General features: G+C 65.2%; 26 protein-coding genes. 12 read left to right on the top strand and 14 right to left on the bottom strand.

The window, feature by feature from the left end:
- Positions 1-161: 161 nt before the first annotated feature.
- From lpxK to BM222_RS18375, 6 genes are read right to left on the bottom strand one after another with little or no spacing between them, the layout of a single operon-like run.
- Positions 162-1178 (bottom strand): tetraacyldisaccharide 4'-kinase, encoded by a 1017-nt coding sequence (gene lpxK / locus BM222_RS18400; RefSeq protein ID WP_092230011.1) that lies wholly within the window; start codon positions 1176-1178, stop codon positions 162-164.
- A complete protein-coding gene (locus tag BM222_RS18395; protein ID WP_092230009.1) occupies positions 1171-2529 on the bottom strand; it encodes a 3-deoxy-D-manno-octulosonic acid transferase in 1359 nt (452 codons plus the stop codon). The genes lpxK and BM222_RS18395 overlap by 8 nt, the downstream gene beginning before the upstream one ends.
- On the bottom strand, positions 2492-3205 hold the full coding sequence (locus BM222_RS18390) for a lysophospholipid acyltransferase family protein (protein ID WP_092230007.1): 714 nt from the start codon (positions 3203-3205) through the stop codon (positions 2492-2494). Before BM222_RS18390 ends, BM222_RS18395 begins: the two co-directional genes overlap by 38 nt.
- On the bottom strand, positions 3202-3450 hold the full coding sequence (locus BM222_RS18385; RefSeq protein WP_092230005.1) for a DUF4170 domain-containing protein: 249 nt from the start codon (positions 3448-3450) through the stop codon (positions 3202-3204). The genes BM222_RS18390 and BM222_RS18385 overlap by 4 nt, the downstream gene beginning before the upstream one ends.
- A 60-nt stretch (positions 3451-3510) precedes the next feature.
- Complete coding sequence (locus BM222_RS18380) at positions 3511-4323, bottom strand: inositol monophosphatase family protein (RefSeq protein WP_283810245.1); 813 nt, start codon at positions 4321-4323, stop codon at positions 3511-3513.
- Complete coding sequence (locus BM222_RS18375) at positions 4310-5701, bottom strand: TldD/PmbA family protein (protein WP_177243303.1); 1392 nt, start codon at positions 5699-5701, stop codon at positions 4310-4312. Before BM222_RS18375 ends, BM222_RS18380 begins: the two co-directional genes overlap by 14 nt.
- A 263-nt stretch (positions 5702-5964) precedes the next feature.
- Here BM222_RS18375 and BM222_RS18370 point away from each other — a divergent pair, with 263 nt between their 5' ends.
- Positions 5965-6483 carry a DUF6101 family protein gene (locus tag BM222_RS18370; protein ID WP_092230002.1) on the top strand — a complete coding sequence of 173 codons (519 nt, stop codon included), beginning with the start codon at positions 5965-5967 and terminating at the stop codon, positions 6481-6483.
- Here BM222_RS18370 and ubiA read toward each other — a convergent pair.
- Entirely contained in the window at positions 6480-7412 is a 933-nt protein-coding gene (ubiA, locus tag BM222_RS18365; protein WP_092230000.1) for a 4-hydroxybenzoate octaprenyltransferase, read from the bottom strand. The two genes, BM222_RS18370 and ubiA, sit on opposite strands and share 4 nt — an antisense overlap.
- Positions 7409-8068 carry a hypothetical protein gene (locus tag BM222_RS18360; RefSeq protein ID WP_092229999.1) on the bottom strand — a complete coding sequence of 220 codons (660 nt, stop codon included), beginning with the start codon at positions 8066-8068 and terminating at the stop codon, positions 7409-7411. The genes ubiA and BM222_RS18360 overlap by 4 nt, the downstream gene beginning before the upstream one ends.
- 208 nt (positions 8069-8276) lie before the next feature.
- Between BM222_RS18360 and BM222_RS18355 the strand changes: the two genes are divergently transcribed.
- Complete coding sequence (locus BM222_RS18355) at positions 8277-9032, top strand: 16S rRNA (uracil(1498)-N(3))-methyltransferase (RefSeq protein WP_092229997.1); 756 nt, start codon at positions 8277-8279, stop codon at positions 9030-9032.
- Positions 9033-9042: 10 nt separating this feature from the next.
- Here the strand turns inward: BM222_RS18355 and BM222_RS18350 are convergent, their stop codons facing one another.
- Both BM222_RS18350 and BM222_RS18345 read right to left on the bottom strand, forming a co-directional pair.
- The gene (locus BM222_RS18350; RefSeq protein ID WP_244547182.1) at positions 9043-9861 is read right to left on the bottom strand and encodes a helix-turn-helix domain-containing protein; all 819 of its coding nucleotides are present in this window, start codon (positions 9859-9861) and stop codon (positions 9043-9045) included.
- Between the two features lie 202 nt (positions 9862-10063).
- Positions 10064-10570 carry a hypothetical protein gene (locus BM222_RS18345; protein ID WP_092230193.1) on the bottom strand — a complete coding sequence of 169 codons (507 nt, stop codon included), beginning with the start codon at positions 10568-10570 and terminating at the stop codon, positions 10064-10066.
- Between the two features lie 430 nt (positions 10571-11000).
- Between BM222_RS18345 and BM222_RS18340 the strand changes: the two genes are divergently transcribed.
- From BM222_RS18340 to BM222_RS18320, 5 genes are all read left to right on the top strand, one after another.
- Positions 11001-12152, top strand: coding sequence for an ATP phosphoribosyltransferase regulatory subunit (locus BM222_RS18340; RefSeq protein ID WP_092229994.1), 1152 nt, complete (start codon positions 11001-11003; stop codon positions 12150-12152).
- A gap of 3 nt (positions 12153-12155) precedes the next feature.
- Positions 12156-13133: an ATP phosphoribosyltransferase gene (hisG, locus tag BM222_RS18335; RefSeq protein WP_092229992.1), complete on the top strand. Its 978-nt coding sequence runs from the start codon at positions 12156-12158 to the stop codon at positions 13131-13133.
- A gap of 100 nt (positions 13134-13233) precedes the next feature.
- Positions 13234-14319: a glycosyltransferase family 2 protein gene (locus tag BM222_RS18330; protein ID WP_092229989.1), complete on the top strand. Its 1086-nt coding sequence runs from the start codon at positions 13234-13236 to the stop codon at positions 14317-14319.
- On the top strand, positions 14316-15164 hold the full coding sequence (locus BM222_RS18325; protein ID WP_092229987.1) for a ChbG/HpnK family deacetylase: 849 nt from the start codon (positions 14316-14318) through the stop codon (positions 15162-15164). Before BM222_RS18330 ends, BM222_RS18325 begins: the two co-directional genes overlap by 4 nt.
- A 123-nt stretch (positions 15165-15287) precedes the next feature.
- Positions 15288-16106 carry a DUF2076 domain-containing protein gene (locus BM222_RS18320; RefSeq protein ID WP_092229985.1) on the top strand — a complete coding sequence of 273 codons (819 nt, stop codon included), beginning with the start codon at positions 15288-15290 and terminating at the stop codon, positions 16104-16106.
- A gap of 68 nt (positions 16107-16174) precedes the next feature.
- Here BM222_RS18320 and BM222_RS18315 read toward each other — a convergent pair whose 3' ends face one another.
- Complete coding sequence (locus tag BM222_RS18315; RefSeq protein WP_177243302.1) at positions 16175-16990, bottom strand: L,D-transpeptidase; 816 nt, start codon at positions 16988-16990, stop codon at positions 16175-16177.
- A gap of 310 nt (positions 16991-17300) precedes the next feature.
- Here BM222_RS18315 and BM222_RS18310 point away from each other — a divergent pair, with 310 nt between their 5' ends.
- Positions 17301-18065: a protein phosphatase CheZ gene (locus BM222_RS18310; protein WP_177243301.1), complete on the top strand. Its 765-nt coding sequence runs from the start codon at positions 17301-17303 to the stop codon at positions 18063-18065.
- Positions 18066-18226: 161 nt separating this feature from the next.
- Here BM222_RS18310 and BM222_RS18305 read toward each other — a convergent pair whose 3' ends face one another.
- Positions 18227-18748: a hypothetical protein gene (locus BM222_RS18305; protein WP_092229979.1), complete on the bottom strand. Its 522-nt coding sequence runs from the start codon at positions 18746-18748 to the stop codon at positions 18227-18229.
- Positions 18749-19066: 318 nt separating this feature from the next.
- On the opposite strand from BM222_RS18305, the gene BM222_RS18300 reads away from it, so the two are divergent.
- The 3 genes from BM222_RS18300 (at position 19067) to BM222_RS18290 (ending at position 22508) form a co-directional block, all read left to right on the top strand.
- The gene (locus BM222_RS18300; protein WP_092229977.1) at positions 19067-19363 is read left to right on the top strand and encodes a co-chaperone GroES; all 297 of its coding nucleotides are present in this window, start codon (positions 19067-19069) and stop codon (positions 19361-19363) included.
- A gap of 158 nt (positions 19364-19521) precedes the next feature.
- On the top strand, positions 19522-21153 hold the full coding sequence (groL, locus tag BM222_RS18295; protein ID WP_092229975.1) for a chaperonin GroEL: 1632 nt from the start codon (positions 19522-19524) through the stop codon (positions 21151-21153).
- Positions 21154-21296: 143 nt separating this feature from the next.
- Positions 21297-22508 carry a hypothetical protein gene (locus BM222_RS18290; protein ID WP_177243300.1) on the top strand — a complete coding sequence of 404 codons (1212 nt, stop codon included), beginning with the start codon at positions 21297-21299 and terminating at the stop codon, positions 22506-22508.
- 131 nt (positions 22509-22639) lie between these two features.
- Here BM222_RS18290 and BM222_RS18285 read toward each other — a convergent pair whose 3' ends face one another.
- A complete protein-coding gene (locus BM222_RS18285; protein WP_092229973.1) occupies positions 22640-23038 on the bottom strand; it encodes an META domain-containing protein in 399 nt (132 codons plus the stop codon).
- A 136-nt stretch (positions 23039-23174) separates the two neighbouring features.
- The gene (locus BM222_RS18280) at positions 23175-24839 is read right to left on the bottom strand and encodes an L-lactate permease (protein ID WP_092229971.1); all 1665 of its coding nucleotides are present in this window, start codon (positions 24837-24839) and stop codon (positions 23175-23177) included.
- A 316-nt stretch (positions 24840-25155) separates the two neighbouring features.
- Between BM222_RS18280 and BM222_RS18275 the strand changes: the two genes are divergently transcribed.
- Positions 25156-26919: an ABC transporter ATP-binding protein/permease gene (locus BM222_RS18275; protein ID WP_092229969.1), complete on the top strand. Its 1764-nt coding sequence runs from the start codon at positions 25156-25158 to the stop codon at positions 26917-26919.
- The last annotated feature ends 63 nt before the right edge of the window (positions 26920-26982 follow it).

Here is a 26982-nt window from a genome sequence, read left to right as displayed (position 1 = left end):
CCGTGGGCATAAACGCCGCCGATAATTGCCGGGAGTTCGGCACCTCCCGGTGACGGCTCTCATCGAAGGCTACATCAACTCCCCAACACGCGGAAGAGGATTCGCCAGCCGCGACATGTGGCTTTTTGGGCTAGGGCAGAAACATTGCCCGACGTACGGGATCAAGGCGCGCTGAATCGGCGCTCGCGCGCGTTGTACAGATGATCGCTGATCAATCGCCGCAGCTTTTCCGGTTCATCGAACTGGAGCCGGACCGCGAACGGCACGATGCCATCGGGCACACAATCGCCGCCGCGCAGGCGCGCGAGATCTTTTTCCGTCGTCACCAGCGTGAGCTGGTCGCGCGAGGCATCCGCCACGAGCGCGGCGATCTCGGCTTGCGAAAACATGTGATGATCGGCGAAGGCGCGCGTGCGCGCGACCGTGATGCCGCTGGCGCGCAACGTGCGGAAGAAGCGCTCGGGATCGCCGATGCCGGCAAATGCGAAAACCGGTTTGCCGGAGAGCTGCGCGACTGAGGCCACGTCCGGCTTCAGATGCGCGCGCAGCACCGGCTTGTTGCGTGCGGAGATCTCGGCCGCAACACCATCGGCGGCGTGACCGTCGCCGATCAGCACCAGCGCATCGGTGTGCGCGAGCTGCGCTCGCAGCGGCGCGCGCAGGGGGCCCGCCGGAAACACCTTGCCGTTGCCGAGGCCGCGTTCGCCGTCGATCACGATCAGCGAGGCATCCTTCAACAGAAGCGGGTTCTGAAAGCCGTCATCCATCAGGATGACGCTGGCGCCTCGCGACTTCGCCAGCGCGACGCCGTCGCGGCGATCGCGTGCCACCGCGACGGCAACGTCGCGCGCCATCATCAATGGCTCGTCGCCGATATCGGCGGCGGTGTGACGCGTCTGATCGACCATGACAGGACCGCGCAGGCGGCCGCCATAGCCGCGGCTGAGCACCACCGGGGTCTCGCAGAGCTCGCGCAACAGCCTGGTCAACGCCAGCACGGTCGGCGTCTTGCCGGCGCCGCCGACATGGTAATTGCCGACGCAGAGCACGGGAATGCCGGCGTCGAAACCCGTGAGCGCCATGCGCCGTGCGGTGATGGCGCCATAGAGCGCGCCCAACGGACGGAGCAGATGCGACTTCGGGGAACGCGGCCGGTACCAGAAGGCCGGCTCACGCATTGGCGGCTCCCATCTCGATCCGCAATTGCATCAGATACGGCTCGAGCGCCGTCATGGTGCGATCGAGCGCGCCGCCGAGTTCCTCGACCACGCCGGCGCCGGCGCGCTGCATCTTGTCGCGCACAGCAGGCTCGGCGAGCAACAGGCCGAGCTGCCTCGTCAGCGCCTCCTGCGTGTCGACCTGGCGCGCGCCGCCGTTCTGGTCGAGGGCCGCATAGAGTTCGCTGAAATTGGCGACGTTCGGTCCGTGGACGATCGCCGCACCAAGCTTGATCGCCTCGATCGGATTCTGTCCGCCTTCGCCGACCAGCGATTTGCCGATGAACACGATTTGCGAGAGGCGATAGAACAGGCCGAGCTCGCCCATCGTGTCGGCGACATAGACGTCGGTCACGGCGGTCGGCAGCTCGTCGCGCGAGCGCAGCGCGGGCTTCAGCCCCGACGCCGTGATCATGCCCGCAATCGATGAGCCGCGATCGGGATGCCGCGGCACGATCACGGTCAGAAGATGCGGAAAGACGCCGGCGAGGCTGCGATGCGCCGCGACCAGCATCTCGTCCTCGCCCGGATGGGTCGAGGCCGCGACGATGATCGGACGCCCGCGCGTCATCGCCATCAGCCGCTCGAGCCTGGCGGGATCGGCGGGCGGCGCCGGAACGTCGAGCTTGAGATTGCCCGTCGTGACGACGTCGCGGCCACCGAGCGCGGAGAAGCGTTCGGCGTCCAGTTTCGACTGCGCGAGGCAGATGTCGAAGCGCGACAGCAGCGCCGAGATGGTGCCGTGCATCCGCCGCCAGCGCGGGAAGGAGCGCGGCGACATCCGCCCGTTGATCAGCACCATCGGAACCCGGCGCGCCGCGCCCGCCAAAATCAGATTCGGCCAGAGGTCGGATTCGATGAACAGCGCCAGCGACGGCTTCCAGTGATCGAGGAAGCGCGCGACGTAGCGCGGGGAATCATACGGCACGTATTGATGGATGACGTCGGGCGGAAAACGCTTGGCCACGACGGCAGCCGACGTCACGGTGCCCGATGTGAGCAGGATGCGGAGGTTGAGATCGCGCAGGCGCTCGATCAGCGCGGCTGCCGCCAGCACCTCGCCGACGCTGGCGCCGTGAATCCAGACCAGCGGGCCGTGCGGCCGCACGTCGCGGGAGAGACCCCGCCGCTCGCCGACGCGCGCGGGATCTTCCTTGCCCTGCTTCAGCCGCCGCTTGATCAGCGCAGGCGCGAGCGGCACCAGCCCGGTGGCGAGACGCCGATACATCCGCAGCGTCATCGGCAAGGACTTGGGCAGCGAGTTGGGCAGCGAACTAGCCATCTGCAGGTCCCGGACGGCCGAGTTGCTCATAGGCGCGACGGGTCGCTTCGTTCAGAGTCTCTTCCAGATCCAGCCGCAGCGCTTCCATGGTGGCCGCATCGGCATCTGCGGGGACGTGAATTTCCTTGATGCCGACCAAGACGCCCCGGCCGAACGGCAGGTTGATGGTGGTGCGGTCCCAGTTCTTGAGCCGGATGAAGCGGCTGGTCGCCATTGCAAAGGGCATGATCGGCCGCCCCGATTCCCGTGCCAGCATGATGATGCCGAGGCCTGCCACGCGCGAGCGCTTCGGCACATCGGCGGTCAGCGCGACATTACAACCGTCCTCGAGCGTGTACACCATTTCTCTGAAGGCGCCGACCCCGCCCTTGCGATGGAAGGCGCCGCCGTGATCCCCGGACCCCCTGACGGTACCGACGCCGAGCCGCTCGACCGCGATCGCGTTGAACTCGCCGTCGCGGTGGCGTGAGATCAGGACCTTGGCGCGGTAGGAATCCTTGTTCTTGATGAACGGGGTGAGGAAATGCTGGCCGTGCCAGAATGCGAAAATCGCCGGCATCTGCGGCTCGACGAGGTCATAGACGTCGGGTGGATCGAACGTGAACCTGTTGGTCCGCCAGACAAAGCGCAGATATTCGGCCGCCAGGACCCCTGCGGCACGCTGAACAAGGCTGCTTCGCAGCGCATTGCGAAGCAGTTTTTTCAACGCGCCGGCTTCGGTTCTTGGTTGGGGTCGAGCAGCCGATGGAGGTGGACGATGAAATAGCGCATCTGCGCGTTGTCGACCGTGCTCTGCGCCTTGGCACGCCAGGCGACATGGGCGGAGGCATAGTTCGGATAGAGGCCGACAATCTCGACCTCGTCGAGGTTCTTGAAGGTGTTGTGCTCGAGATCGAGCAGCTCACCCCCGATGACGAGGTGAAGCAGTTGTTGCGGGGCACTATCTGACATGGGTTCGGTTCCTAAGAGGTTGCCCGGCAAAGCAGTCTTCGACAAGCGCGGCGACGATGCTCAGGCCAGGGGACGGTTTCGAAAATGCGCGACAATGCTCGCATGACGATCGCGTCCCGCTGCCACCAGCACCCCGTGCGTCACTTCCCGCCTGTTATAGAGGATGGAATCTCCAGAGAGGTCGCTCATCCTACCATCCGCTTCCTGCACGATCAAATCGGCCGCCGCAAGATCCCAATCATGGCTATTGCCGCCGGCAAACGCCGCATCGAGCCCGCCATTGGCGACCCGGCACAGCCGCAGCGCCAGCGAGCCGATTCGCGGATGCAGCTTGACCTCGCCGAGTGACGGCTTCAGGCGCTCGACCAAAGGCTTGGGGCCTGCGACGCGTGCGAAATCGAGCGCGGCCCCGGACGTTGCCCGCACGGGCTTGTCATTCAGCAGCGTGCCCTGGCCGCGGACGGCGAAAAAGTACTCGCCGCTGACCGGCGCGAACACCGCCGCCAGCACGGGCGAGGCATCCTCGACCAGCGCGACGCTGACGCACCATTCGTCATGGCCGTTCAAATAATTGCGTGTGCCGTCGATCGGATCGACCACCCAGGTCAGCCGCCGCGACAACCGGGTCGCATCATCGGCGCTTTCCTCCGACAGCCAGCCATAGTCAGGCCTGGCGCCGCGCAGGCGCGCTTCGAGAAAATCGTTGACCGCGATGTCGGCTTCCGAAACCGGCGAGGATGCGCCCTTGATCCACTTCTTCAGCTCGGTGCGGAACATCGACTGCGCGAGCGCGCCCGCCTCCCGCACCGTGTCTTGCAGCAGCGCTACGTCGCGCCTCAGGATGGTCGCGTCCGAAAGATTACCGCCCGCCAAGCGTCAAACCCTCGATGCGCACCGTCGGCGCATTGATGCCGTAGCGGAACTCGAGATTGTTGGCCGGCTGCATCGACTTGAAGATCTCGAACAGGTGGCCGGCGATCGTCACCTCGCTGACGGGATAGGTGAGCTCGCCATTCTCGATCCAGAAGCCGGAAGCGCCACGGCTGTAATCGCCGGTGACGCCGTTGACGCCGGAGCCGATCAGATCGGTGACGTAGAAGCCCTGCTTGATGTCGCCGATGAGCTCGGCCGGGGTCGGTGTGCCCGGCTCGAGATGCAGATTGTACGGTCCGGGCGACGGCGAGGACGACACGCCGCGATGGGCATGGCCGGTGGTGGTGAAGCCGAGCTCGCGCGCGGTGGCGCAATCCAGGAGCCAGGTCGTCAGCACGCCCTCGTCGATCAGCGCGGTTCTCTTCACGGCGACGCCCTCGGCGTCGAACGTCTGCGAGCGCAGGCCGCGCTTGCGCAGGGGATCGTCGACGATGCGGATGTTTTTCGCAAACAGCTGCTGGCCGAGCTTGTCCTTGAGGAAGCTGGTCTTGCGTGCGATCGAGGCGCCGTTGATGGCCCCGACGACATGGCCGACCAGTGAACCTGCAACACGCGGATCGAACACGACCGGCACCTTGCAGGTCTCGACCTTGCGCGGACCGAAGCGCGCCACGGTGCGCTCGCCGGCGGAGCGGCCGACGATCTCGGGCGACAGCAGATCGGCACCGTGCGGCGCCGAGGTGAAGTCGTAGTCGCGCTCCATGCTGGTGCCTTCACCGACGATGGCGGTCGCCGAGATGCCCTGGCTGGAACGCAGATAAGAGCCGTGGAAGCCGGTCGAGGTGACGAGCACCATGCCGCCGATGCCGGCGGAAGCCGAAGCGCCGCCGGATTTGCTCACGCCCTTCACGGCGAGTGCCGCAGCCTCGGCCTCAAGCGCGCGGCGCTCGAGCTCGGCCGTGGCGGGCACATCGGGATCGAGCAGATCGAGATCGGGGAAATCGCGCGCGAGCAGCGCTGGATCGGCGAGCCCGACATATTTGTCATCGGGCGCAACGCGCGCCATCGCGACGGCGCGCTCGGCGAGCTTGGTCACGGCGTCGCCGCTCGCGTCATTGGTGGAGACCACGGCCTGGCGCTGGCCGACCAGCACGCGCAGGCCGACATCGTCGCCTTCGGACCGCTCGGATTCCTCGACGCGGCCGTCGCGCACCTCGACGCCTTGCGAGATGCCGCGCACCGCGACCGCATCGGCCGCATCCGCGCCGGCGCGCTTCGCCGCCTCGACCAGGCGCTGCGCGAGATCGGAGAGCGCGGACTGATCGAACAGGTCGCGATTGGCTTTGGACGAAAGCGTCGGGCTTGGTGAAGGGTTCACAAACGAAATCCTGTTGGGGCGGGGTTCGGGGACCGGAACCACAAATGTGCCCTGATCGCGCGGACTTCAAGCATTTTCAGCCTGCAAAAGCTCAGATTCGCTACTCTCGCGCAACGTCTCGTCAATCATGCGCGCCAAGGTCTTGTCAATCATGAGCGGCAGTGACGGTGGGTTAACCAGCCTTTTTAAGCGGTTTCGGAAAGGCCTGCGGTAAGGTCCTCGCATCGACCGGGAACATAATCCTGGCGGGGAGAACGAAAGCCGTGAGGCGTCAAACAGCAACATGTGGGGTCAACCCCACCGGGTCGAGCCGCTCTCTGCGGCTCGACCCTCTTTCCCTTCCGGTCCGCTTCGATGCGCATGATCCGCGCGCCGACGGCTATACCCGGCAGATCGAGCTTCATCGCGAACGTGTCGTGCTGCGCCGTGCCGTTCGCGGCATGCAGATGGCGATCAACGTGCGCGTCAGCGACTTCACCGGCGTCGCGCTACGCGGCAATGACGCGGCGCAGACCCTCGTGCTTGTGCATCGCGACCCCTCACTCTCCGTTCCGCTGCTGGTCAGCGCCGATGGCGACGATCTCGCCGAGGCCTGGGCGATCTGGAGCGAGCTGTTTGCGCTGCCGCAACTCGACGAGGCTGCCCGCAAGCCGGCACCGCGTCGCCGCCGCGCCAATGCGATCCGCGATCGTCGTCCGAAATTCTTGATGCGCCGCCGCACCACCATGGCGCGCGATCTGCCCATTCATCGCGCGGAGCGCGAGATCATCGCGCGGACCTAGGCCGCTCGGATCACGGCGTCGGTCAGCAATCCCGCAAACAGCAGGGCCCCGGCATACTTGTTCGAATAGAACAGCCGCTTGCACAGCTCAGGATCGTCGATCCTGAGCCGCATGATCTGCGACGCCAGATGCGCGGCAAAGGCGGCAAGCCCGATCCACGCCGGCCAGCGCGCATCGCCTGACGCCAGCGCGACACCGATCAGCATCACCGCCAAGCCATAGAACAGGATCAGCGCCTGATGCGTGTGCGCGCCGAACAGGCGCGCGGTGGACTTGATGCCGATCAGCGCGTCGTCCTCGGCATCCTGATGCGCATAGATCGTGTCGTAGCCGATCACCCACGAAATCGCGCCGGCGTAGAGCACCAGCGCAGTGATGTCGATGTGTCCGAAGGTGACGGCAAATCCCATCAGCGCGCCCCAGGAGAAGGCCAGCCCGAGCACGATCTGCGGCCACCAGGTGATGCGCTTCATGAAAGGATAGACGGCAACGATCAGAAGCGAGGCGATGCCGGTCGCCACCGCGAAGCGGTTGAACTGCAGCAGCACCACGAGACCGATCATCGCCTGCGCGACCATGAAGGCCAGTGCCTGCTTCGTCGTGACCTGCCCCGACGGCAGCGGCCGCGAGCGGGTGCGCTCGACCTTGTCGTCGAGATCACGGTCGGTGATGTCGTTCCAGGTGCAGCCGGCGCCGCGCATCACGAAGGCGCCGATGAAGAACAGTACGATCACGAGCGGCAGGCGGTGGACGTCATGCGCCATGCCGCTGGCGAGCGCCGCCGACCACCAGCACGGCATCAGGAGCAGCCAGGAACCGATCGGACGATCAAACCGGGACAGCCGCAGATAGGGCCGCGCCCAGTGCGGCGCAAGCGTATCGACCCAGTTGCCGGTAGAGTCGGCAACGCGGGCGGATGCGTCACTCATCGGGTGAGAACGTTGCCGTTGAGCGTGTCGAAGGTGCTACCGCCCTTCTTGCCGGCATTGGCTTCCGGCGCAGTGCCTGAACCCAACACCTCGCTCAGCGACGGCCCGGCCGGGCCGCGTGGCTGGTTGGCCATCTGCTGCGCGACGTTGCAGACCTTCGTCTGCATCGACTCGGTATTCTTGTGACCGGTCTTCATTTGCTCGCCGACGTTCGGCGGGATTCCGCATTTGGCGGCGTGAGTCTCGATGTATTTGATCATCTTGAGCTCAGCCTGGCTGAAGTTCCTGATCAACTTGCAGGCTTCGTCAGGCGGGGCGTGGCGATCGCTCGCGGCCTTGATCAGCTTGCCGCGCTTCTCGGCTTCCTCGCGGAGCGGCATGAACGCCTTCATGCAGTCCTCGCCGGGACCGGCCTGCGTCGGCGGGGCCGCGCTGAAAGCGCCGGCGCCACCAATGGGGGCCGCGCCGTTGGTCGGGAACGGGGCTTGCGGCGCGCCGCCGATCGAGGCAACCGGCGCCCGGCCGTTGACGGGCGGAAACGCCGGATCGCTTGCGCCCTGATTCGGCAGCGGCGCCGGGAACCCCTGGGCATAAGCTCCCGCGGCGCCCATGGCGACCATGGCAGCGGTGATCGGAACCATCAAACGACGGATCATCAAGATAGTCTCTCCGGCAGGAGCTACGGGTTTCGGCGCCTACCCAAATTGAAGCGCAACCAGCGTGCTCGCGTTCTTACGATTCCTGCCGGCGCTTAACAACCGTCGAATAGGGCAAGAGCGCGGCGTGCCGACGCACTATCAGGGCGATATTTACCCCCAATGGACCGGTTTCGGTTAAGAAACGGCGACAAATCGGACCTGAACGATGGCTTCCTACGATTTTCGCGGCCCCCGCCTGTTCGTCGACGCCCCCCTGGCCCAGGATGCCAGGGTTCCGCTCGACCGCGACCAGAGCAACTACCTCGGCAACGTGCTGCGGCTTGCCGCCGGGGCCGAGGTCCTGGCGTTCAACGGCCGCGACGGCGAATGGCAGGCCGCCATCGACGGCCGCAAGCGGCCCGACAACCTCATCATTCTCCAGCAGGTCCGGCCCCAGGACCGGCCGGCTGATCTTGCTTACGTCTTCGCCCCGCTCAAGCATGCCCGGCTCGATTACATGGTCCAGAAGGCCATCGAGATGGGCGCCGCGACGCTTCAACCGGTCCTGACCCGGTTCACCCAGGCCTCCCGGGTCAACACCGAGCGCATGCGCGCCAACGTCGTCGAGGCGGCCGAGCAATGCGGCATTTTGAGCATCGCCACCGTGACCGAGCCGGTGCCGCTCGACCGCTATCTCAGTCAACGCCCGGCCGAACGCTTGCTGATTTTCTGCGATGAGGCGGCGGAGCTTCAAAGCCCCATTCAAAGCCTGCAGGACGCCCGCCAGACCGGCCAAGGTATCGACGTGCTGATCGGCCCCGAAGGCGGCTTTGCGGAGGAGGAGCGTGCCTTGCTGCTGCGGCAACCGAAGATCCTGCGGCTCGCCCTCGGCCCGCGGATCATGCGCGCCGACACGGCTGCGGTCGCGGCGCTGGCATTGGTCCAGGCTGTACTGGGCGACTGGGGCGGCTCACGCGATTAGGTCGCGGCCTCTAGCTGTGCTCGCGCAGTGATCGATGCAGCGTCTCGGAGGGCAGCTCGCCGAACGCGGCCCTGTAGCTCGCCGCAAACTCGCTCAGATGCCAGAAGCCATGTGCAATCGCGCAGGCCTTCACGCTGCGTCGTCCCGGACCGACGCGCAACTGCTTGCGCACCGACCAGAGTCGCAGGACCCGGCTATAGCGATGCGGGCTCATGCCGCAGATGGCCTGCGTCGCACTCTGCAGCGTGCGAACCGAAACGCCCACACGCTCTGCCATTTCGGTCATCTTGAGCCATCTCGTCAGATCGTGCCGGATCAGTCTTTCCATGTCGGCGACGATCCGCAGGTAGCTCGCCGTGGTGGCATGGACGGATTTGCTGTTCACGCCCGAGCAAATGACCGTATCCATCGCGCTGAGCAGGGATTGCTCGAGGACCGTTTGCGACGCCGGCCGGGCCAAATAGTCCGGATCATTGGCGGCGGTTTCGAGGGTCGTGGAGATCAGGCCACGCAAAGAGGCGAGCTCGTTCGGGGCCAGGCTCAGCAAATGATAGCCATCATCCAGATGGCACCAGGGCTCGCACGCGGGCGGCGTGAAGTAGACGACACCGATCAGACGACCGACCGGCTCATAGACCAGGCAATCGGACAATCCCTTCAGAATGACGATGGAGCTGCCTATCGATTGCCCGTTGATGCGGGTCGAGGCCACGTGATCCATCGGCACCACCACGGCGGCGGCATGCGCGAGCTGATAGCCCCGGATAATCCGCGGGAAGGTCTTCACCAGCGACAGGCTCAGGGTCGGCAGGCCGAGCCGCGCGCGCATGATTGAAGTCGAGCCAGCAGACAACGGCATGCTGGATGCGCCGGCATATCTCTCACTGTCGCCGAAATGATCGATGTCATACGACCGGAGCTCGAGCGCGGTGGATGGCTTGAGACCCTGGAACGACAACACGCAGTCCGCGGCGCCCTTCTGCGCTTCATCGCAAGCAATGTCGAGAGGGCTCCGATCCATTATCCTGCCGCTACGTCGCCTTCCTGGTCGCTGCAGCGCCCTCGGGCGCCCGCAAATCATCCGGCCCATTGATGCCGGCGCGCTTGAGATCGCGAAGCAGTTTCGTGAGCAGCAACATGTTGGTCTTCTGGAGTTCGTGGTTGTTGCCGAACTTGAAGGCGTTCTGCTCGGTCACGATCAGCCCCGCCTTGGTCTCGGCCAGAATTTTCCGTCGCTTCAACCCCGTCACGCGACGGCGAACCGTCTCCAGCGGCAGGCTGAGGAAGCGAGAGAGCGCCGCGCGGGACACGCCCTGCTTGATCACATCCGGCTCGACCGTGTGAATGCTGGAAAACTTCTCGTCCAGGGACGGATCGTTCATCACGTTGATGACGTTCGCATTGAGAATCGCATGAACGATCAGAAGGTCCATCGGATCGAATTCGTCGTAATTCCGGAACATCTCGCTGATCGAGAACAGCATGTAGGCCAGTGTGTGCCGCGAGACCGTCCGGATGATGTCTGAAGCATTGCGCATGAATCGGAAACCAGCATTCATCTTGTAAACGATGGCAGCAGCGAACGTATCATCCGACATACCCAAATTGAGTATGTGGCAATTTGCCAGCCGCGCTCAATCCTCATCGTGATGTCGTGGGCCTGCGGACGCGGGTGCATCGAGGCGAACGGCAGTGAATGCTCGATCTGGCGCCGCAGCTTGCTGATGAGACCGCATCCGACCCATTGGAGATGCGCAATACTTCATGGCGCATCCGCCACCCCTTGCCGAGCAGCAGACCTCGGGATAAGGTATTTTGTTACCTCTTTCCGGGACGCCAAACTCGTTAAGCGATTGATCCTTTGGAGGTCGAAACCGTTTTCCGGCCATGCTAAGGGCTGCGCGAAATCCTGTGCCCTCCTTGGCACCCCGCCCTTGCCCGGTTCCACCGGAACCATGGACCCCAGAGATGACCGCGACTGCCACCTCAAATGCTGCCGGCTCCGCCGCCTGGGCGGATACGCTGCTGTTGTCGTTTGCGCAGGCCGGCTACGTCAGGGCCGAGCCCGCCATCCTGCAACCGGCCGAGCCATTCCTCGACCTGTCCGGCGAGGATATCCGCAAAAGCCTCTATCTGACCACGGACCCGTCGGGCGAGGAGCTTTGCCTGCGCCCCGACCTGACGATCCCGGTGGCGCGCGACTACCTCGCCTCCAGCCGCGCCGGCCAGCCGGCCGGGTTCAGCTATCTGGGTCCCGTGTTCCGCTATCGCAGCGGCCACAGCAGTGAATTCCTCCAGGCCGGGATCGAGTCGTTCGGCCGCCAGGACAGCGCCGCCGCCGATGCCGAGACGCTGGCGCTGGCACTGGAGGCGACCGCCGCCTTCGGCGTGCGCGACGTCGAGATCCGGACCGGCGACGTCGCGCTGTTCAACGCTCTGCTCGACGCGCTCAACCTTTATCCGGTCTGGCGCCGCCGCCTGGTCAAGGACTTCAACCGCAAGATCAGCCTCGAGCAGGATCTGGAGCGGCTGGCAGCCGAGACCACCGCGACCCGCAGCGAATATGAGGGCGTGCTGGCCGCGCTCGCCGGCTCCGACCGCAAGGCGGCGCTGGCCTTCGTCACCGATCTGATGTCGATCGCCGGCACCACCAATGTCGGCGGCCGTACCACGGCCGAGATCGCCGACCGCTTCCTCGAGCAATCGACGCTGAAGGGCGGCGCGTTGCCGCGCGAGGCGATCACCGTGCTGAAGCGCTTCCTGTCAATCTCAGGGAATCCTGACGAGGCCGTCGCCGCGCTGCGCGCGCTCACCGCCGACGCCAAGCTCGACCTCGCAGGTGCGATCGACCAGCTCGAGAGCCGCGTCGGCTTCATGGCCGCGCGCGGCATCGACGTGAAGACCGCGCGCTTCTCGACCGCTTTCGGGCGTGGGCTCGACTATTACACCGGCTTTGAGTTCGAGCTGCATCACAGGGGCAACGGCGCCGAGCCGCTGGTTGCAGGTGGCCGCTATGATGGACTGATGACCCAGCTCGGATCGCGGACCCCCATTCCGGCCGTCGGCTTTTCGGTCTGGGTGGATGCGCTGACCAGGATCGGCCGCAAGGTGGGAGCTTAAGTCATGAGCGCGCCATTCGTTCTGGCCGTTCCCTCCAAGGGCCGCCTGCAGGAAAACACCGAGGCCTTCTTCGCCCGCGCCGGGCTCAAGCTGTCCAAGGCCGGCGGCGCCCGCGACTATCGCGGCACCATCGCGGGCCTCGACAATGTCGAGGTCGCCTATCTCTCGGCGAGCGAGATCGCATCGCGGCTGTCCCGCGGCCTCGCGCATTTCGGCGTCACCGGCGAGGACCTGGTGCGCGAGAATATCGCCGATGCGGAGACGCGCGTGTCGCTGATCGACGGGCTCGGCTTCGGTTATGCCGACGTCGTGGTCGCGGTGCCGCAGGCGTGGATCGACGTGCGCACCATGGCGGATCTCGACGACGTCGCCACCGGTTTCCGCGAGCAGCATCACATGCGGATGCGGGTCGCGACCAAGTTCATCAACCTCACCCGCGCGTTCTTCTCGCAGCAGGGCATCGCCGATTACCGCATCGTCGAAAGCGCGGGCGCGACCGAAGGCGCGCCGGCGGCCGGCAGCGCCGAGTTGATCGTCGACATCACCACGACAGGCGCGACGCTCGCCGCCAACGGCTTGCGGGTGCTCGACGACGGCGTGATCCTGCGCAGCCAGGCCAATTTGGTCGCCTCGAAGGACGCCGACTGGTCGCCGCAGGCCCGCGAGACCGCGCGCGTCATCCTCGACCACATCGCGGCACGGGCGCGGGCCAACAAGTACCGTGAGGTCCGGACCCGCTTCCGGCAATGCGACGCGGCCCTGCTCGGCGAAGCTGACAGCCGTTTCGGCGTCGTGGCTCCGTTCGGCGGACCGACATCGTCGGGAATGCTCACGCTGCACTGCCCGCCCGGGCAAATCTATGCGCTCGCGAGCTTCCTGCGCGAACATGGCGCCGAGACCGTCTCGGTGGTTTCGCTCGACTACGTGTTCGACCGGGAGAACCCGCTGTTCGCCAAGCTCGAAGCGTTCCTGCGGCAGTGAGCCCAAAGGTGACGAGCTGCTCCGTTCAGCGTAGCGACAGCAAGCCTCAGCTATCATATGCTGTTGAGATGATCTCGAACGCCCTCAGGAACCCCGATCAATGACGCTGGGCTCTGACGTTTCCGGCCTGACCACCACCGCAGCGACCGCGGCTGCGAAAGGGCTGTCGATTGTCGTTCCCGTCTACAACGAGGCGGCGGGCCTTGCCGTCCTGCACCAGCGCATCTGCGACATCGCCAAGACCCTGCGGCAACGCTACAGCCTTGCCTGCGAGGTCGTTTATGTCGACGACGGCAGCGCGGATGCGACACTTTCGGTCGCGCGCTCGTTGCCGGCTGATGCGGTCGACGTCCAGGTCGTCTCGCTGTCGCGCAATTTCGGCAAGGAGGCGGCGCTGATGGCCGGCCTCGACCATGCCCGCCTCGGCGCGGTCATGTTCATGGACGGCGACGGCCAGCATCCGCCCGATCTGGTCGAGCAACTGGTGCGGCACTGGATCGAGGACGGCTATGACGTCGTCTATACCGCAAAGGCGCACCGCGACAACGAACCTTTCCTGCGCCGGCTCGCCGGGCGCGGCTTCTACACGCTGATCAATTGGGGCGCCCGCCAGAAAATCCCGGAAGACGCCGGCGACTTCCGCTTGCTGTCGCCCCGCGCGGTCGCGGCGCTCAGGCAGCTGCCGGAGCGCAACCGCTTCTTCAAGGGACTGGCAAGCTGGATCGGCTTCCGTCAGATCCGCGTCGACTATGAGCCAGCAGAGCGCGTCCACGGCGTGACGACGTTCAGCGCCGCGCGCCTGCTCGGCCTGTCGATCGAGGGCGTCACGTCGTTCTCGGTCGCGCCTCTGCGCCTTGCCAGCCTGCTCGGCGTGCTGCTCGCCGGCATCGCCTTCCTGTTCGGGCTCTCGATCCTGTGGGAGGTGTTCACCACGGGCAAGCAGGTGCCCGGCTATCCCTCGCTGGTGGTCGGCCTGATGACGATCGGCGGCGTGCAGCTCATCATGATCGGCATCGTCGGCGAATATATCGGCAAGATCCTGTCCGAGCTGAAAGCGCGTCCGATCTACTTCGTCGCCGAGCACAGCGAAAAGCACTTCGAGGCCGCCAAGGCCCAGGACGCTTCGAGGGACGCTTCGAGGGACGCTTCGAGCCAGGACGCGCCGAACAGGACGGCGGCCGAATGAGCGCGGCTGCGGCAGCGCCGCGGCGGATCTGGCTCTGCGCCGACGATTACGGCATCAGCCCGGGCGTCAACCGCGCGATCCGCGACCTGATCGAACGCGGCCGCCTCAATGCGACATCGGTGATGATGGTAGGTCCCGCGATCGAGCCGGGCGAGGTCGAGGCGCTTCAGGCCGCAGCGAAGGCAAGGCCGCGCTGCGCGATCGGTTTGCATGTGACGCTGTCGGCGCCATTCCGGCCGCTCACCATGCATTTCCGTCCGCTCGAGGGCGACATGTTCATGGCCTTTCCAAAGCTGCTGCGCGCCGGATTGATGCGGCGGCTCGACAGCGAATTTTTTCGCAATGAGGTGCGGGCGCAGCTTGCGGCCTTTGCCGAAGCCTTCGGCCGCGCGCCCGACTTCGTCGACGGCCATCAGCATGTGCAGTTGTTTCCGCAAGTGCGTGACGGCTTTGTCGAGGCCGTCGGGGAGATCGCGCCGAAGGCGTGGGTGCGCCAGGGCGGGCGGGATTTGCCGCTGGCGCAACGGCTGGCGTCTCCCAAGGCGATGGTGCTCGACATTCTCAGCGCGCAATTCCGCAAGCGTGCGGGGCGCGCCGGTCTCGCATTCAACCCTGCCTTTGCGGGGGCCTATGACTTCACGCGGGCGGCTGATTTCGGCGCGCTGATGCGGCAATTCCTCGAGGGTCTTCCCGAGGGCGGCCTCGTGATGTGCCATCCGGGCTTCGTCGACGAGATCCTCACCGGTCTCGACCCGATGACGGAGGTCCGGGAGCGCGAGCATGGCTATCTCGCCAGCGACGCCTTCGCGCAGCTGCTCGCGGCCAATCATGTGACATTGGGATGAACGCGGCGAAAGCCAAGCCACGGGCCCATTTGTCGCATACCGAAATTTAATCCGGCGGCCTGTTGGGGCCACAATGGAACCCTACATCCCGCTTGCGCTTGTTTCGCGCGAGGGAGATCGACCATGACGCCGCAGGAACGCCAGCTCGTCGACGAGCTTTTCGACCGGCTTTCGAAACTGGAAAATGCACCGCGCGATCCCGACGCGATCGCCGCGATTTCGGACGGCTTACGCAAGGCGCCGGGCGCGGTCTATGCGCTGGTGCAGACCACGCTGCTGCAGGACGAGGCGCTCAGGCGCGCGCATCACCGCATCCAGGAGCTGGAAGCGGCCCATGCGCCGGAGCAGCCCCAGTCCGGCGGCTTCCTGGATACGATGCGCGACACGCTGTTCGGCTCGAGCCCGTCGCGCGGCTCGGTTCCGAACGTGCCGCCGCGCGAGCAGCGGCCGGTCTGGAACAGCGGCCAGGCGATGCAGCAGGCCCAGCCGGGCTACGGCCAGCCGCCCTATGGACAGGCTTACGGGCAAGGCCAGGGATATGGACAAGGTTACGGCGCCCCGCCGGCCGGTGGTGGCGGTTCGTTCCTCGGCACCGCGGCGGCAGCCGCGGCCGGCGTGGTCGGCGGCTCCCTGCTGCTCTCCAGCATTCGCGGCATGATGGGCGGCGGATCGCATCAGGCTTTTGGCGACACCACCATCATCGAGGAACGCGGCGGTGGCGGTCCCTGGGGCGGCGACCAGTCCGGCGGCTCGCTTGCGCGCGATGCCGGCCTCGATGACATCGGATCGAACCGGGAGTCTCGTCAGGGCTTCTTCGACCAGGCCTCGAACGATCGCGACAACGACGATCCGGGCTACGACAACAACGACAACGGCAATACGGACATGGCCGACGACAGCGATTTCGGCGGCGGTGACGACGGCGGCAGCGACTATGCGTAAGGCTGCGCGATAGCGCCAAACAAGAACGGCCGCCGATAAGGCGGCCGTTTTTATTGGAAGGTCGGCGCTCACATCACCACGACCCTGGTGCCGACATTGACGCGGCCATAGAGGTCGATGACGTCCTCGTTGCGCATGCGGATGCAGCCGGAGGAGACGTTGGTGCCGATGGTCCAGGGCTCGTTGGAGCCGTGAATGCGATAGAGCGTCGAGCCGAGATACATCGCACGCGCGCCGAGCGGATTTTCCGGGCCGCCTTCCATGTGCCTCGGCAAATCGGGACGGCGGGCGATCATCTCGGCCGGCGGCGTCCAATCCGGCCATTCGCGCTTGGCCGTGATCGACTTCACGCCAGTCCAGGTGAAGCCTTCGCGGCCGACGCCGATGCCGTAGCGCAGCGCGCGGCCATTGCCCTCGACGAGGTAGAGGAACTTGTTGTTGGAATCGACCACGATGGTGCCGGCGCTTTCCTTGCCGCTATAGTCGACCAGCTGCTTCTCGAACTTCGGATCGAACGGACGCTGCCGCGGATCAATCGCTTCCTGCTGGTAGCTTGCGCCTTGCTGATATCCACCCTGCATCTGCGGCTCGCCCATCGGCGGCATCCGGCGCGGATCGGCATAGGCCGGCTGCTGCTGATAGATCGGCTGCTCCGGCGCATAGGCCGGACCGCGGCCGGGACCATCGCCGAACAGGAACTCGATGAAGCCGCCGCCCATGTTGGAATTGGAGGCGACGCGCACCGGCGCCGGCGCGACCTGCCGCTGGTAGAGCACCGCAGGCGGATCGTTCGGCACGCTGTTGTCGAAGGCGCTCGCGCTGGGTGCGCCGACAATGAAGGCGCATGCGCTGCCGAGCAGCGCGACAGACATTTTCTTGAACATCGACGTACTCTGTACTGTTTCGTCTCGTTGCATTCGCCGCCGAACGCGCTGGCTGTTGGCGTCCTCGACGTGGTCAATAAAGAGCAAACTCCGTTTCGTTTGGTAAACGCAGCGGCCGTTTCGATTCACCACGTCGCGAACGGCGGTGCAATTTGGCGATCAGCGTTTATTTTCGATGAAGCGCAAAGCCTCATGGTTAATCGCGCGTTTGCACGCCGTCGCACGCGGCCGCACGACGTTCCGGACGTGAACCTCGTGTTAAATTGCTTCTGCCTACAAAGACGCGTGAGTGAGGTGGGGGAGTATCCTGATGGCTGTTCACCGCAAGCGTTTTCGTGTCGAGGATATCGCCGGTGGCGAGATGCCAGTTCTGGACGTAACCGAAGAGTCGGGCCCGATGCATACCGAGATCATGGCAGAGCTGCGCGCGATCCGCGCACAGATGGCCCGAAGCGGTCAGGCCGCGCTGCCGCCGAGCGAAGGCGTCGTGGCGCAGGAAGTCGCGGAGACGCGCGCGTTGCTGGACACCTACCGCGCCCAGATCGAGCAATGCGAGAAGCTGAAGGTCGAGCTCGACCTCATCCATGACGCCATCGACCGCACCAAGCGCGAGATCGCGACCCTGCACGGCAAGAGCTTCGACGGCGGCGAAATGGCCAAGGTCAATGGCGAGCTCGGCGCGGTGGTCGGCGGTACCGAGCAGGCAACCCAGCAAATTCTCGAAGCGGCCGAATCGATCGACCAGGCCGCGAGCGCCATGTCCAAGGTGCAGTCGGCCGACCAGCAGAAGCGGCTCGCCGACGACATCCAGGAACGCGTCATCTCGATCTTCGAAGCCTGCAACTTCCAGGACCTGACCGGCCAGCGCATCAGCAAGGTCATGAACACGATGAAATTCATCGAGCAGCACATCAATTCGATGATGGACATCTGGGGCGGCGTCGACGCCATCAAGTCCCACGCGCCGGTGCCGGTCGACACCCGCAGCGAGGACGAAAAGCTCCTCAACGGTCCGAAGCTCGCCGGCGACGTCGGTCACGCCTCGCAGGACGACATCGACGCGCTGTTCGACTGAGCGAACGCGACACACCGAAATAAAAAACGCCGGCGAGAGCCGGCGTTTTTTGTTCTTGATTCTGTCTCACATTGTCATTCCGGGGCACGCGAAGCGTGAACCCGGAATCTCGAGATTCCGGGTTCGGTCCTGCGGACCGCCCCGGAATGACGGAAAGAAAACTACGCCCGCGGCGCGCAGCGAACGTAGACCATGTTGCCGTAGCGGGTGGCGGCGTCCTTGTCGACGAAGCGGGTGATCATGACGCGACCGTCGAAGGAGACGACCTCGCGGTCCTGCTCGCCCGGCGTCGGGCCGGGGGGGCCGATATAGTTCTTGCCGCTCGGCGAGCCCTTGAGCCGCAGCTCCTGGGGCGTCGCCTGATCGGCGAGATGCATGATCACGCCGCCGGAGGACCCGGCGCCGATCACGTAGGGATTTTTGCACTGGGCCCGCGCGGCCGCTTCGGTGCGGGCGCGGTCGGCCGGGTTCTGGAACGAGGCGAGGCCCCAACGGCCGACGATCTCGTCGGCGCGGATGGAGGCCGGCATTTCCGGCGCGGTGCCGGGCTCAACCTCGGGCGCCGGCTGGGACGACGAGAAGGACGGCAGGCTCATGCCGCCGCCGCAGGCACCGAGCAGCAGCGCAAGACAAGAGGCCGCCGCCAGATTGGCAACCGTGCGCGCGTGAGCTGAACTGATCATGGCATTCCCCCGAGCAAGCCTATGGCCGCGCCCCTCCCCGCAGCCAAGCGTAAAACCGCTGCCGGAGCAATGACGTCCTACTATACGCCCGCGCTCCGAACCAGTTTCTGTTGCCACCATCCTATATCCGCCTCACCAATCGCTTAACCACCTTTGCTTGACAGGATCGCGGCCAAGCCATATTTCCGTGGCGCACTATTAGCACTCGGAAAGCCCGATTGCTAAGCGCGCCGTGCGACCCTCGGGAGGGGGAACGGCGGCGCCGCCCCCACCCACCTCCGCTGCTTTCAGAGAAGCGAGCCTCCAAAGGGAAACGTCATGGCTAAGTCCAAATTTCGTCCGCTGCATGACCGTGTCGTGGTCAAACGTATCGACGCCGAGGAAAAGACCAAGGGCGGCATCATCATCCCCGACACCGCCAAGGAAAAGCCGTCCCAGGGCGAAATCGTCGCCGTCGGCCCCGGCGGCCGTGACGAGGCTGGCAAGCTGATCCCGATCGACCTCAAGGTCGGCGACCGCGTGCTGTTCGGCAAGTGGTCGGGCACCGAGGTCAAGATCGACAACGAAGATCTCCTGATCATGAAGGAGTCGGACATCATGGGCGTGATGGCCTAAGGCCATCTGCCTGAACGGCCGCTGAATGTCCCATCGTCATGCCCGGGCTTGACCCGGGCATCCATCATTCTTCGAAGTGAGATGGATTGCCGGGGCAAGCCCGGCAATGACGAACGGGAGTGCGAAGACACATCACGAAATAACAGGGATTGCAGAACATGGCTGCCAAGGACGTCAAGTTTTCCGGAGACGCGCGCGATCGCATGCTGCGCGGCGTCGACATTCTCGCCAACGCCGTCAAGGTGACGCTCGGCCCCAAGGGCCGCAACGTCGTCATCGAGAAGAGCTTCGGCGCGCCCCGCATCACCAAGGACGGCGTCACCGTCGCCAAGGAGATCGAGCTCGAGGACAAGTTCGAGAACATGGGCGCGCAGATGGTGCGTGAGGTCGCCTCCAAGACCAACGATCTCGCCGGCGACGGCACCACCACCGCGACCGTGCTGGCCCAGGCCATCGTCCGCGAAGGCGCCAAGGCGGTTGCCGCCGGCATGAACCCGATGGACCTCAAGCGCGGCATCGACAACGCGGTTGCGGCCGTCGTCAAGGACATCGAAAAGCGCGCCAAGCCGGTCGCCGCCTCCTCCGAGGTCGCCCAGGTCGGCACCATCTCGGCCAACGGCGACGCCGCCATCGGCAAGATGATCGCCCAGGCGATGCAGAAGGTCGGCAACGAGGGTGTCATCACCGTCGAGGAAAACAAGTCGCTCGACACCGAAGTCGACATCGTCGAGGGCATGAAGTTCGACCGCGGTTATCTCAGCCCGTACTTCGTCACCAATCCCGAGAAGATGACCGCCGAGCTCGAGGACGCCTACATCCTCCTGCACGAAAAGAAGCTCTCCGGACTGCAGGCCATGCTGCCGGTGCTGGAAGCCGTGGTGCAGTCGGGCAAGCCGCTCGTCATCATCGCCGAGGACGTCGAGGGCGAAGCTCTCGCCACCCTGGTCGTCAACCGCCTGCGTGGCGGCCTCAAGGTTGCCGCCGTCAAGGCGCCGGGCTTCGGTGATCGCCGCAAGGCCATGCTCGAAGATCTCGCGATCCTGACCGGTGGCCAGCTGATCTCCGAAGACCTCGGCATGAAGCTCGAGAACGTCACGGCGAAGATGCTGGGTCGCGCCAAGAAGGTCGTGATCGACAAGGAGAACACCACGATCGTCAACGGTGCCGGCAAGAAGCCCGACATCGAGGCCCGCGTCGGCCAGATCAAGGCCCAGATCGAGGAGACCACGTCGGACTACGACCGCGAGAAGCTCCAGGAGCGCCTGGCCAAGCTCGCGGGCGGCGTCGCGGTGATCCGCGTCGGCGGCGCGACCGAGATCGAGGTCAAGGAGAAGAAGGACCGCGTCGAGGACGCGCTCAACGCCACCCGCGCCGCGGTGCAGGAAGGCATCGTCCCCGGCGGCGGCGTGACCCTGCTGCGCGCCAAGAAGGCCGTCGGCCGTCTCACCAACGCCAATGCCGACGTCCAGGCCGGCATCAACATCGTGCTGAAGGCGCTGGAAGCCCCGATCCGTCAGATCTCGGAGAATGCGGGCGTGGAAGGCTCGATCGTGGTCGGCAAGATCCTGGAGAACAAGTCCGAGACGTTCGGCTTCGACGCCCAGACCGAGGACTATGTCGACATGATCGAGAAGGGCATCATCGATCCCGCCAAGGTCGTGCGCACCGCGCTGCAGGACGCGTCCTCCGTGGCCGGCCTGCTGGTGACCACCGAAGCGATGGTCGCCGAAGCCCCGAAGAAGGACGCCCCGCCCGCCATGCCGGCCGGCGGCGGCATGGGCGGCTTCTAAGCCCCTCCTGACCTGACAGTGTTGCGAAGGCCGCCTCCGGGCGGCCTTCTTTTTTGCCGATCGTGGACCGTGCTTTCCGATTCAACCGGGGGCCAAAAGCCACTACGGTGGCGCCCGATTCCATTCGTTCGAGGATTTCGTCAATGCGCGCGCTTCTGTTTTGCCCGACGGCTCTTTTGGCGTCCCTGCTCGTGATTTCGCCAGGGCTCGTGTCCGCCCAGATGAAGCTGTCGCCGAAGGCCGCGGCACCCGGCGGCGTGGAGACGCGCTACTTCACCTCGATCGACGGGCTGATGGACGGCAACGCCGACGTGATCCTGAAGGAGACGCGGCAGGGCAAGACGGTTACCGCGGCCGTGCTCGACGTCTGCTATCCCGTGGCGAAGAATTCCGACCGCAAGGACCGCTTCGTCGTCAATCTCCAGGTCTCCGGCCAGACGCTGACCGGCACGACCACGAGCCTCGGCGCGAAGGCGCCTGTCACGGTCAAGCTCACCCGCAAGCCGACCGGCGACACGTTCGAATTCCGCGGCCAGATCGGCATCGGTCAGGCCGTGACCGAGGTGACCTCGCCCGACAATGCCGATCTCAGCGAGAAGGAATTCTTGGACAACCAGACCACCGACGACGGCATCACGCCGCAGCCGAAGGATTTCACCGAAGTTTCGCCCGAAGCGATCGCGGTCAAGGTCAAGCTCGATGCCGCGACCGACTTCCTGAAGAGCCTCAAGGGCCAGGACGTCGAGGTGACGCTGGCAAGTCTCTCCGTCGGCTGCGACGCGCTGCGCGCCGGCGAGCAGACCATCAACATGTCGGTCGATCCTGAGCACGCGGCGGCGCTGCTCGCGAAATTCAAGGCGATGCCGGGCGTCACCGCGGCCGGCTGGACCGCGGGGCTCGTGGAGATGGATCGCACCATCCGCATCGGAGCCGCCGATTGGCGCGACGGCGACAAGATCAACCGTGACAAGCTTGCCACCGCGATTGCCGGCGTACTGAGCAAGACGCTCGCGGCCAAGCCGGTCTCGCAGAGCTTCAGCCCCGCCACCGGCAAGTTCAAGCTCGTCTTCAAGCGGCCCAACCAGGATTTCCCGGCGCTCGAGCTCACCGACACGATCGAGGTTGCGGGCCTCGTCTCCGCCGACAAGCCAGGAGCAACCGACAAGCTGATCGTCTGGATCGGCAGCCCCTCGACCACGACCGCCGACGAGAGCACCGGCCCCAAGCTCAACCTATCCGACGAGGCGGCAGCCGACGAGGAAGGCGACCAGCCCGACGACGACGGCTCGGTCGATGCGCTCACCAGGGAGCTGAAGGGCCAGCGCTGGGACGCCGACAAGTCGGTTTGGAAGTGAGCTAAGCCACAAAGTCGGTGTCATCGCCCGGCTCGACCGGGCGATCCAGTACTCCGAGACGGTGATAGCTGAACTGAGAGGCCGCGGCGTACTGGGTACCCCGGTCAAGCCGGGGTACGACAGCGAGCCAGCTAATTCCCGTTCTCGCGGAAACGCAGCGTCTTCGGGCCGATCAGCGTGAGCACGTCGCCCTGGCGCTTCCAGGTCTCGACGGCGGCGAGCGCCGCGACGAGATCGTCATCGGCCTGGGCCTTGGCCGGCGGACAGGACCGATCCTGAATTGCGCCGGGAACGAAGATCACGGTGTTGCCAGCCACCGAGAATTGACCCTTGCCGCCCTTGCACCAGAGCTCGAGCACGACCTCGCCGTTGTCGCCGATCTCGAGGTTCGGGATGCGCTTCGAGCCGGGCTGCGGCAGGGCCTCCATCGTCATCTCGGTGCCGAAGGGAAAGCCCTCTTCCGCACGCGCGACCGCGGACATCACAAGCAACGCAGCCGCGCCACACACCATCTGCTTCAACGACACCATGAGACCTCTCGACCGACCCGATTTGCCGGGTCTTCTATAAGACGAACAAGCCTTTGAGAAGGTTCGTGGGTTCACGACACACAAATCCCCGCTGGAGGATCCAGCGGGGATTTGCGTCGAAGCCGGCCCTCGCTTGCTACTTCAGGACGAGCTCAGTGAACGGATAGACATAGGCTTGCAACGTCACGAACACACCGACGAGGCAGGCCAGCACGATCGAGTGCCAGAACACGAAACGCAGGATCGTGCCTTCGTGACCGTACCAGTTGGTGGCGGTCGAGGCGACGACGATCGATTGCGCATCGATCATCTTGCCCATCACGCCGCCGGACGAGTTCGCCGCCGCCATCAGGATCGGCGACAGACCGAGCTGCTGCGACGTGATCTTCTGGAGGTTGCCGAACAGGATGTTCGACGACGTATCGGATCCGGTCAGCGCCACGCCCAACCAGCCGAGCAGCGTGCCGAAGAAGGGATAGAGCACGCCGGTTGCGGCAAAGGCGAGACCGAGCGTCGCGTCGACGCCAGAGAGGCGCGTCAGCGTGCCGATCGCGAGCATCGCCGAGATCGTGATCAGCGAGATCGCACAGAGCCTTATGGTGCGGCCGTATTCAACCAGCAGCCGGCCGGGACCGACGCCCATCAGGAAGCCCGAGATGATCGCCGCGATCAGCATGCCGGTGCCGGTAAAGGACAGATAGGTGAAGCCGAACACCGCGGCTTCCTTGGTCGGCGCGGGCGCCACCGGCGGCATCTTGTTGATCATCTGGTGCAGCTCAGGGACGGCGTAGTTCCAGGTGAAGATGCCGTTCGCCCAGGTCTTGAAGGCACCATTGCCCCAGATCAGCATCACGACGCAGACGATGAACCACGGCAACAGCGCGCTGAGGAGCTCGCCTTGCGTCAGCGGCGTCTTGTCGAGCGGTTTTGCCGTGGCCATGGTCGCTGTCGATTCATCACGTCCGCGCAACGCCGGCGACAGCCACAGCTGCTTCGGCTGCCAGACCTTCAGGAACAGGATCAGCGCGCCCATCGAGATCAGCGACGCGCCGATGTCGACGATCCAGGGATTGACGAAGTTCGAGATCACGAATTGCGGGACCGCGAACGTCACGCCGGTCACGAGGATGGCCGGCCAGACGTCTTTCATGCCCTTCCAGCCCGCGAACGCCCACACCACCCAGAACGGCACGATCAGCGAGAACAGCGGCAATTGCCGGCCAACCATGGCGCCGAGAATGTAGGGATCGAGCCCGGTGACCGAGGCGAGGCCCTGGATCGGTGTGCCCAGCGCGCCGAAGGCAACCGGCGCGGTGTTCGCAATCAGCGACAGGCCGGAGGCCGCGAGCGGCGAGAAACCGAGACCGATCAGCACGGCGCCGGTGATCGCCACCGGCGTACCGAAGCCCGATGCCCCCTCGAAGAAGGCGCCGAACGAGAAGGCGATCAGCAGCAATTGCAGGCGCCGGTCCTCGGTGACGCCGCCGACCGCGCGCTTCAACAGCTCGAACCGCCCGGTCGTCACCGTCACCTGATAGAGGAAGATGACGTTGAGAACGATCCAGCCGATTGGAAAGAAGCCGGTCACGATGCCGAGGATCGAGGCGCGGATCGACATGTTCACCGGCATGGTGAAAACGAAGATCGTGATCAGGTTGGTGACGATCACGGCGATGATGGCTGCGATGTGAGCCTGAACGCGCCCGCTCGCGATCAGGACCAGCAACGTGACGACGGGTACCGCCGCCGCGATCGTCGACAGCACAGGGCTGTGCAGCGGGTCATAGATTTGATTCCACATGGTCTTCCTCCGCCCACGCATGTGTACGGCAGGTGGCCGCGTGGACAGCCGAACCTGCTTGGCGCTGGAAGCGATAACCCCCGAGTTGAACGCGAATTCCTCGCGAGAACCGCGGTTCCCGCCTGCTCACAAGCTCGCGAAAAGCTGGAGGCCCCCCACCCCATGCCGTTGTTGCCATGCTAGGATTGCAAGCCGTGGCTCGCCAACGCAAATTGCACGACTTGCGACTTTAGTCTAAGCGCGCCCCTCTTCTGCCGTGGCCCCGGCCGCTTGGCTTTCGGGGCCGCTGTGAATGTCCCTCAGGAGATCCCACTCTGTGAACAACATCCGCGCCACGCTCGCGATCGTCTGGCGAATCGCCATCCCCTATTTCCGGTCGGAGGACAAATGGGCCGGCGGCGGCCTGCTCGCCGCCGTCATCACGATCGAGCTGGCGCTGGTCGCGATCGACGTGCTCGTGAACCAGTGGCAGAACCGGTTCTACAGCGCGCTCCAGGCCAACGACCTCGATGCCTTCGTGACGCAGATCTGGATCTTCATCGGCCTCGCCTCGGTCTACATCGCGCTGGCCGTCTACAAGCTCTATCTGAACCAGTGGCTGCAGATCCGCTGGCGCCAATGGCTGACACGGCACTATCTCGGCGAATGGCTCGAGAGCGCCACGCACTATCGCATGCAGCTCAAGGGCGATGCCGCCGACAACCCGGACCAGCGCATCACGGAAGACGTCAAGAACTTCGTCGAGCAGACCCTGACCATCGGCCTGGGCCTGCTCTCGTCGATCGTGACGCTGTTCTCTTTCGTCATCATCCTCTGGGGTCTCTCCAACGCCGCGCCACTGCACTTGTTCGGCACCGACTACATGATCCCGGGCTATCTGTGCTGGGGCGCGCTGATCTACGCGATCTTCGGCACCGCTCTGACCCACTGGATCGGCGCGCCGCTGGTCAATCTCAATTTCGAGCAGCAGCGCTATGAAGCCGACTTCCGCTTCAACCTCGTCCGTGTCCGCGAGAACTCCGAGCAGATCGCATTGCTGAAGGGGGAAGGCGCCGAACGCGGCCGCCTGCTGGATCGCTTCGGCTTCGTGATCGGCAATTGGTACGCGATCATGAGCCGGACCAAGCGCCTGACGATGTTCACGGCGAGCTATCAGCAGGCCGCCGTGATCTTTCCCTACGTGCTGGTCGCCCCGGCCTTCTTCGCCAAGAAGATCCAGCTCGGCGACATGATGCAGACCGCATCGGCCTTTTCGAGCGTGCAGGGTGCGCTGTCGTTCTTCGTCGTGGCTTATCGATCGCTCGCGGAATGGCGCTCGATCGTCGCTCGTCTCGATGGCTTCGAGATGTCGGTCGCTACGGCGGCAAACGTGTCGGCGCATGAGCCGACGATTGAACTGAAGGCAGCGGGCGGCAGCCGGAATATCGGCCTCGACAAGCTCTGCGTGAACCTGCCCAACGGCGCGCCGCTGGTCGCCGCCGACGGTTTCGCCATCGAGACGCCGGAGCGCGTGCTCGTGACCGGACCGTCGGGCTCCGGCAAGTCGACGCTGTTCCGCGCCATCGCGGGCATCTGGCCGTTCGGCACCGGCAGCATCGTCATCCCTGCGCAGGCGAAGCTGATGATGCTGCCGCAACGCCCCTATTTCCCGGTCGGTGCATTGGGTGACGCCGTGATCTACCCGGCAGCGCCCGGCGCGTTTCAGGCAACCCGAATCAGGGACGCGGTGACGTCGGTCGGCCTGCCCGACCTCGCCGAGCGGCTCAATGAGGAAGGCCATTGGAACAGGATGCTTTCGCTCGGCGAGCAGCAGCGCCTGGGGCTTGCCCGCGCGCTGCTGCATGCGCCGGACTATCTGTTCCTGGACGAGGCCACCGCCTCGCTCGACGAGCCCTCCGAGGCACGGCTCTACAGGTTGCTGACGGAGAGGCTGCCGCAGGCCACCATCGTCTCGATCGGGCATCGCTCGACGCTCGATGCCTTCCACACCCGCAAGGTGAGCATGGTGAAGGACGGCGCGATCCACGTCCTGGGCAATGGCGGCGCACCGGCCGAGCCGGAGCCGAGTACGGCGCGCTGAGGCGCGTCCCTCGTCGTCGGCTGTCGCGTCGAAAGAACGGAATGGGCCGCTTCCTCGCCGCCC

The organism is Bradyrhizobium sp. Gha, assembly GCF_900113735.1.
Lineage (GTDB): Bacteria > Pseudomonadota > Alphaproteobacteria > Rhizobiales > Xanthobacteraceae > Bradyrhizobium.
The sequence above is the reverse complement of the archived record's forward strand: the minus strand, read 5'-3'. Positions and strand labels throughout refer to the sequence as shown.

Coding starts and splice junctions, on each gene's coding strand:
- lpxK (WP_092230011.1), bottom strand. CDS start 1,178: ATGCGTGAGCCGGCCTTCTGGTACCGGCCGCGTTCCCCGAAGTCGCAT.
- BM222_RS18395 (WP_092230009.1), bottom strand. CDS start 2,529: ATGAGCAACTCGGCCGTCCGGGACCTGCAGATGGCTAGTTCGCTGCCC.
- BM222_RS18385 (WP_092230005.1), bottom strand. CDS start 3,450: ATGTCAGATAGTGCCCCGCAACAACTGCTTCACCTCGTCATCGGGGGT.
- ubiA (WP_092230000.1), bottom strand. CDS start 7,412: ATGAGTGACGCATCCGCCCGCGTTGCCGACTCTACCGGCAACTGGGTC.
- BM222_RS18360 (WP_092229999.1), bottom strand. CDS start 8,068: ATGATCCGTCGTTTGATGGTTCCGATCACCGCTGCCATGGTCGCCATG.
- BM222_RS18355 (WP_092229997.1), top strand. CDS start 8,277: ATGGCTTCCTACGATTTTCGCGGCCCCCGCCTGTTCGTCGACGCCCCC.
- BM222_RS18350 (WP_244547182.1), bottom strand. CDS start 9,861: ATGCGCGCGCGGCTCGGCCTGCCGACCCTGAGCCTGTCGCTGGTGAAG.
- BM222_RS18345 (WP_092230193.1), bottom strand. CDS start 10,570: ATGCGCAATGCTTCAGACATCATCCGGACGGTCTCGCGGCACACACTG.
- BM222_RS18340 (WP_092229994.1), top strand. CDS start 11,001: ATGACCGCGACTGCCACCTCAAATGCTGCCGGCTCCGCCGCCTGGGCG.
- hisG (WP_092229992.1), top strand. CDS start 12,156: ATGAGCGCGCCATTCGTTCTGGCCGTTCCCTCCAAGGGCCGCCTGCAG.
- BM222_RS18330 (WP_092229989.1), top strand. CDS start 13,234: ATGACGCTGGGCTCTGACGTTTCCGGCCTGACCACCACCGCAGCGACC.
- BM222_RS18325 (WP_092229987.1), top strand. CDS start 14,316: ATGAGCGCGGCTGCGGCAGCGCCGCGGCGGATCTGGCTCTGCGCCGAC.
- BM222_RS18320 (WP_092229985.1), top strand. CDS start 15,288: ATGACGCCGCAGGAACGCCAGCTCGTCGACGAGCTTTTCGACCGGCTT.
- BM222_RS18315 (WP_177243302.1), bottom strand. CDS start 16,990: ATGTTCAAGAAAATGTCTGTCGCGCTGCTCGGCAGCGCATGCGCCTTC.
- BM222_RS18310 (WP_177243301.1), top strand. CDS start 17,301: ATGGCTGTTCACCGCAAGCGTTTTCGTGTCGAGGATATCGCCGGTGGC.
- BM222_RS18305 (WP_092229979.1), bottom strand. CDS start 18,748: ATGATCAGTTCAGCTCACGCGCGCACGGTTGCCAATCTGGCGGCGGCC.
- BM222_RS18300 (WP_092229977.1), top strand. CDS start 19,067: ATGGCTAAGTCCAAATTTCGTCCGCTGCATGACCGTGTCGTGGTCAAA.
- groL (WP_092229975.1), top strand. CDS start 19,522: ATGGCTGCCAAGGACGTCAAGTTTTCCGGAGACGCGCGCGATCGCATG.
- BM222_RS18290 (WP_177243300.1), top strand. CDS start 21,297: ATGCGCGCGCTTCTGTTTTGCCCGACGGCTCTTTTGGCGTCCCTGCTC.
- BM222_RS18285 (WP_092229973.1), bottom strand. CDS start 23,038: ATGGTGTCGTTGAAGCAGATGGTGTGTGGCGCGGCTGCGTTGCTTGTG.
- BM222_RS18280 (WP_092229971.1), bottom strand. CDS start 24,839: ATGTGGAATCAAATCTATGACCCGCTGCACAGCCCTGTGCTGTCGACG.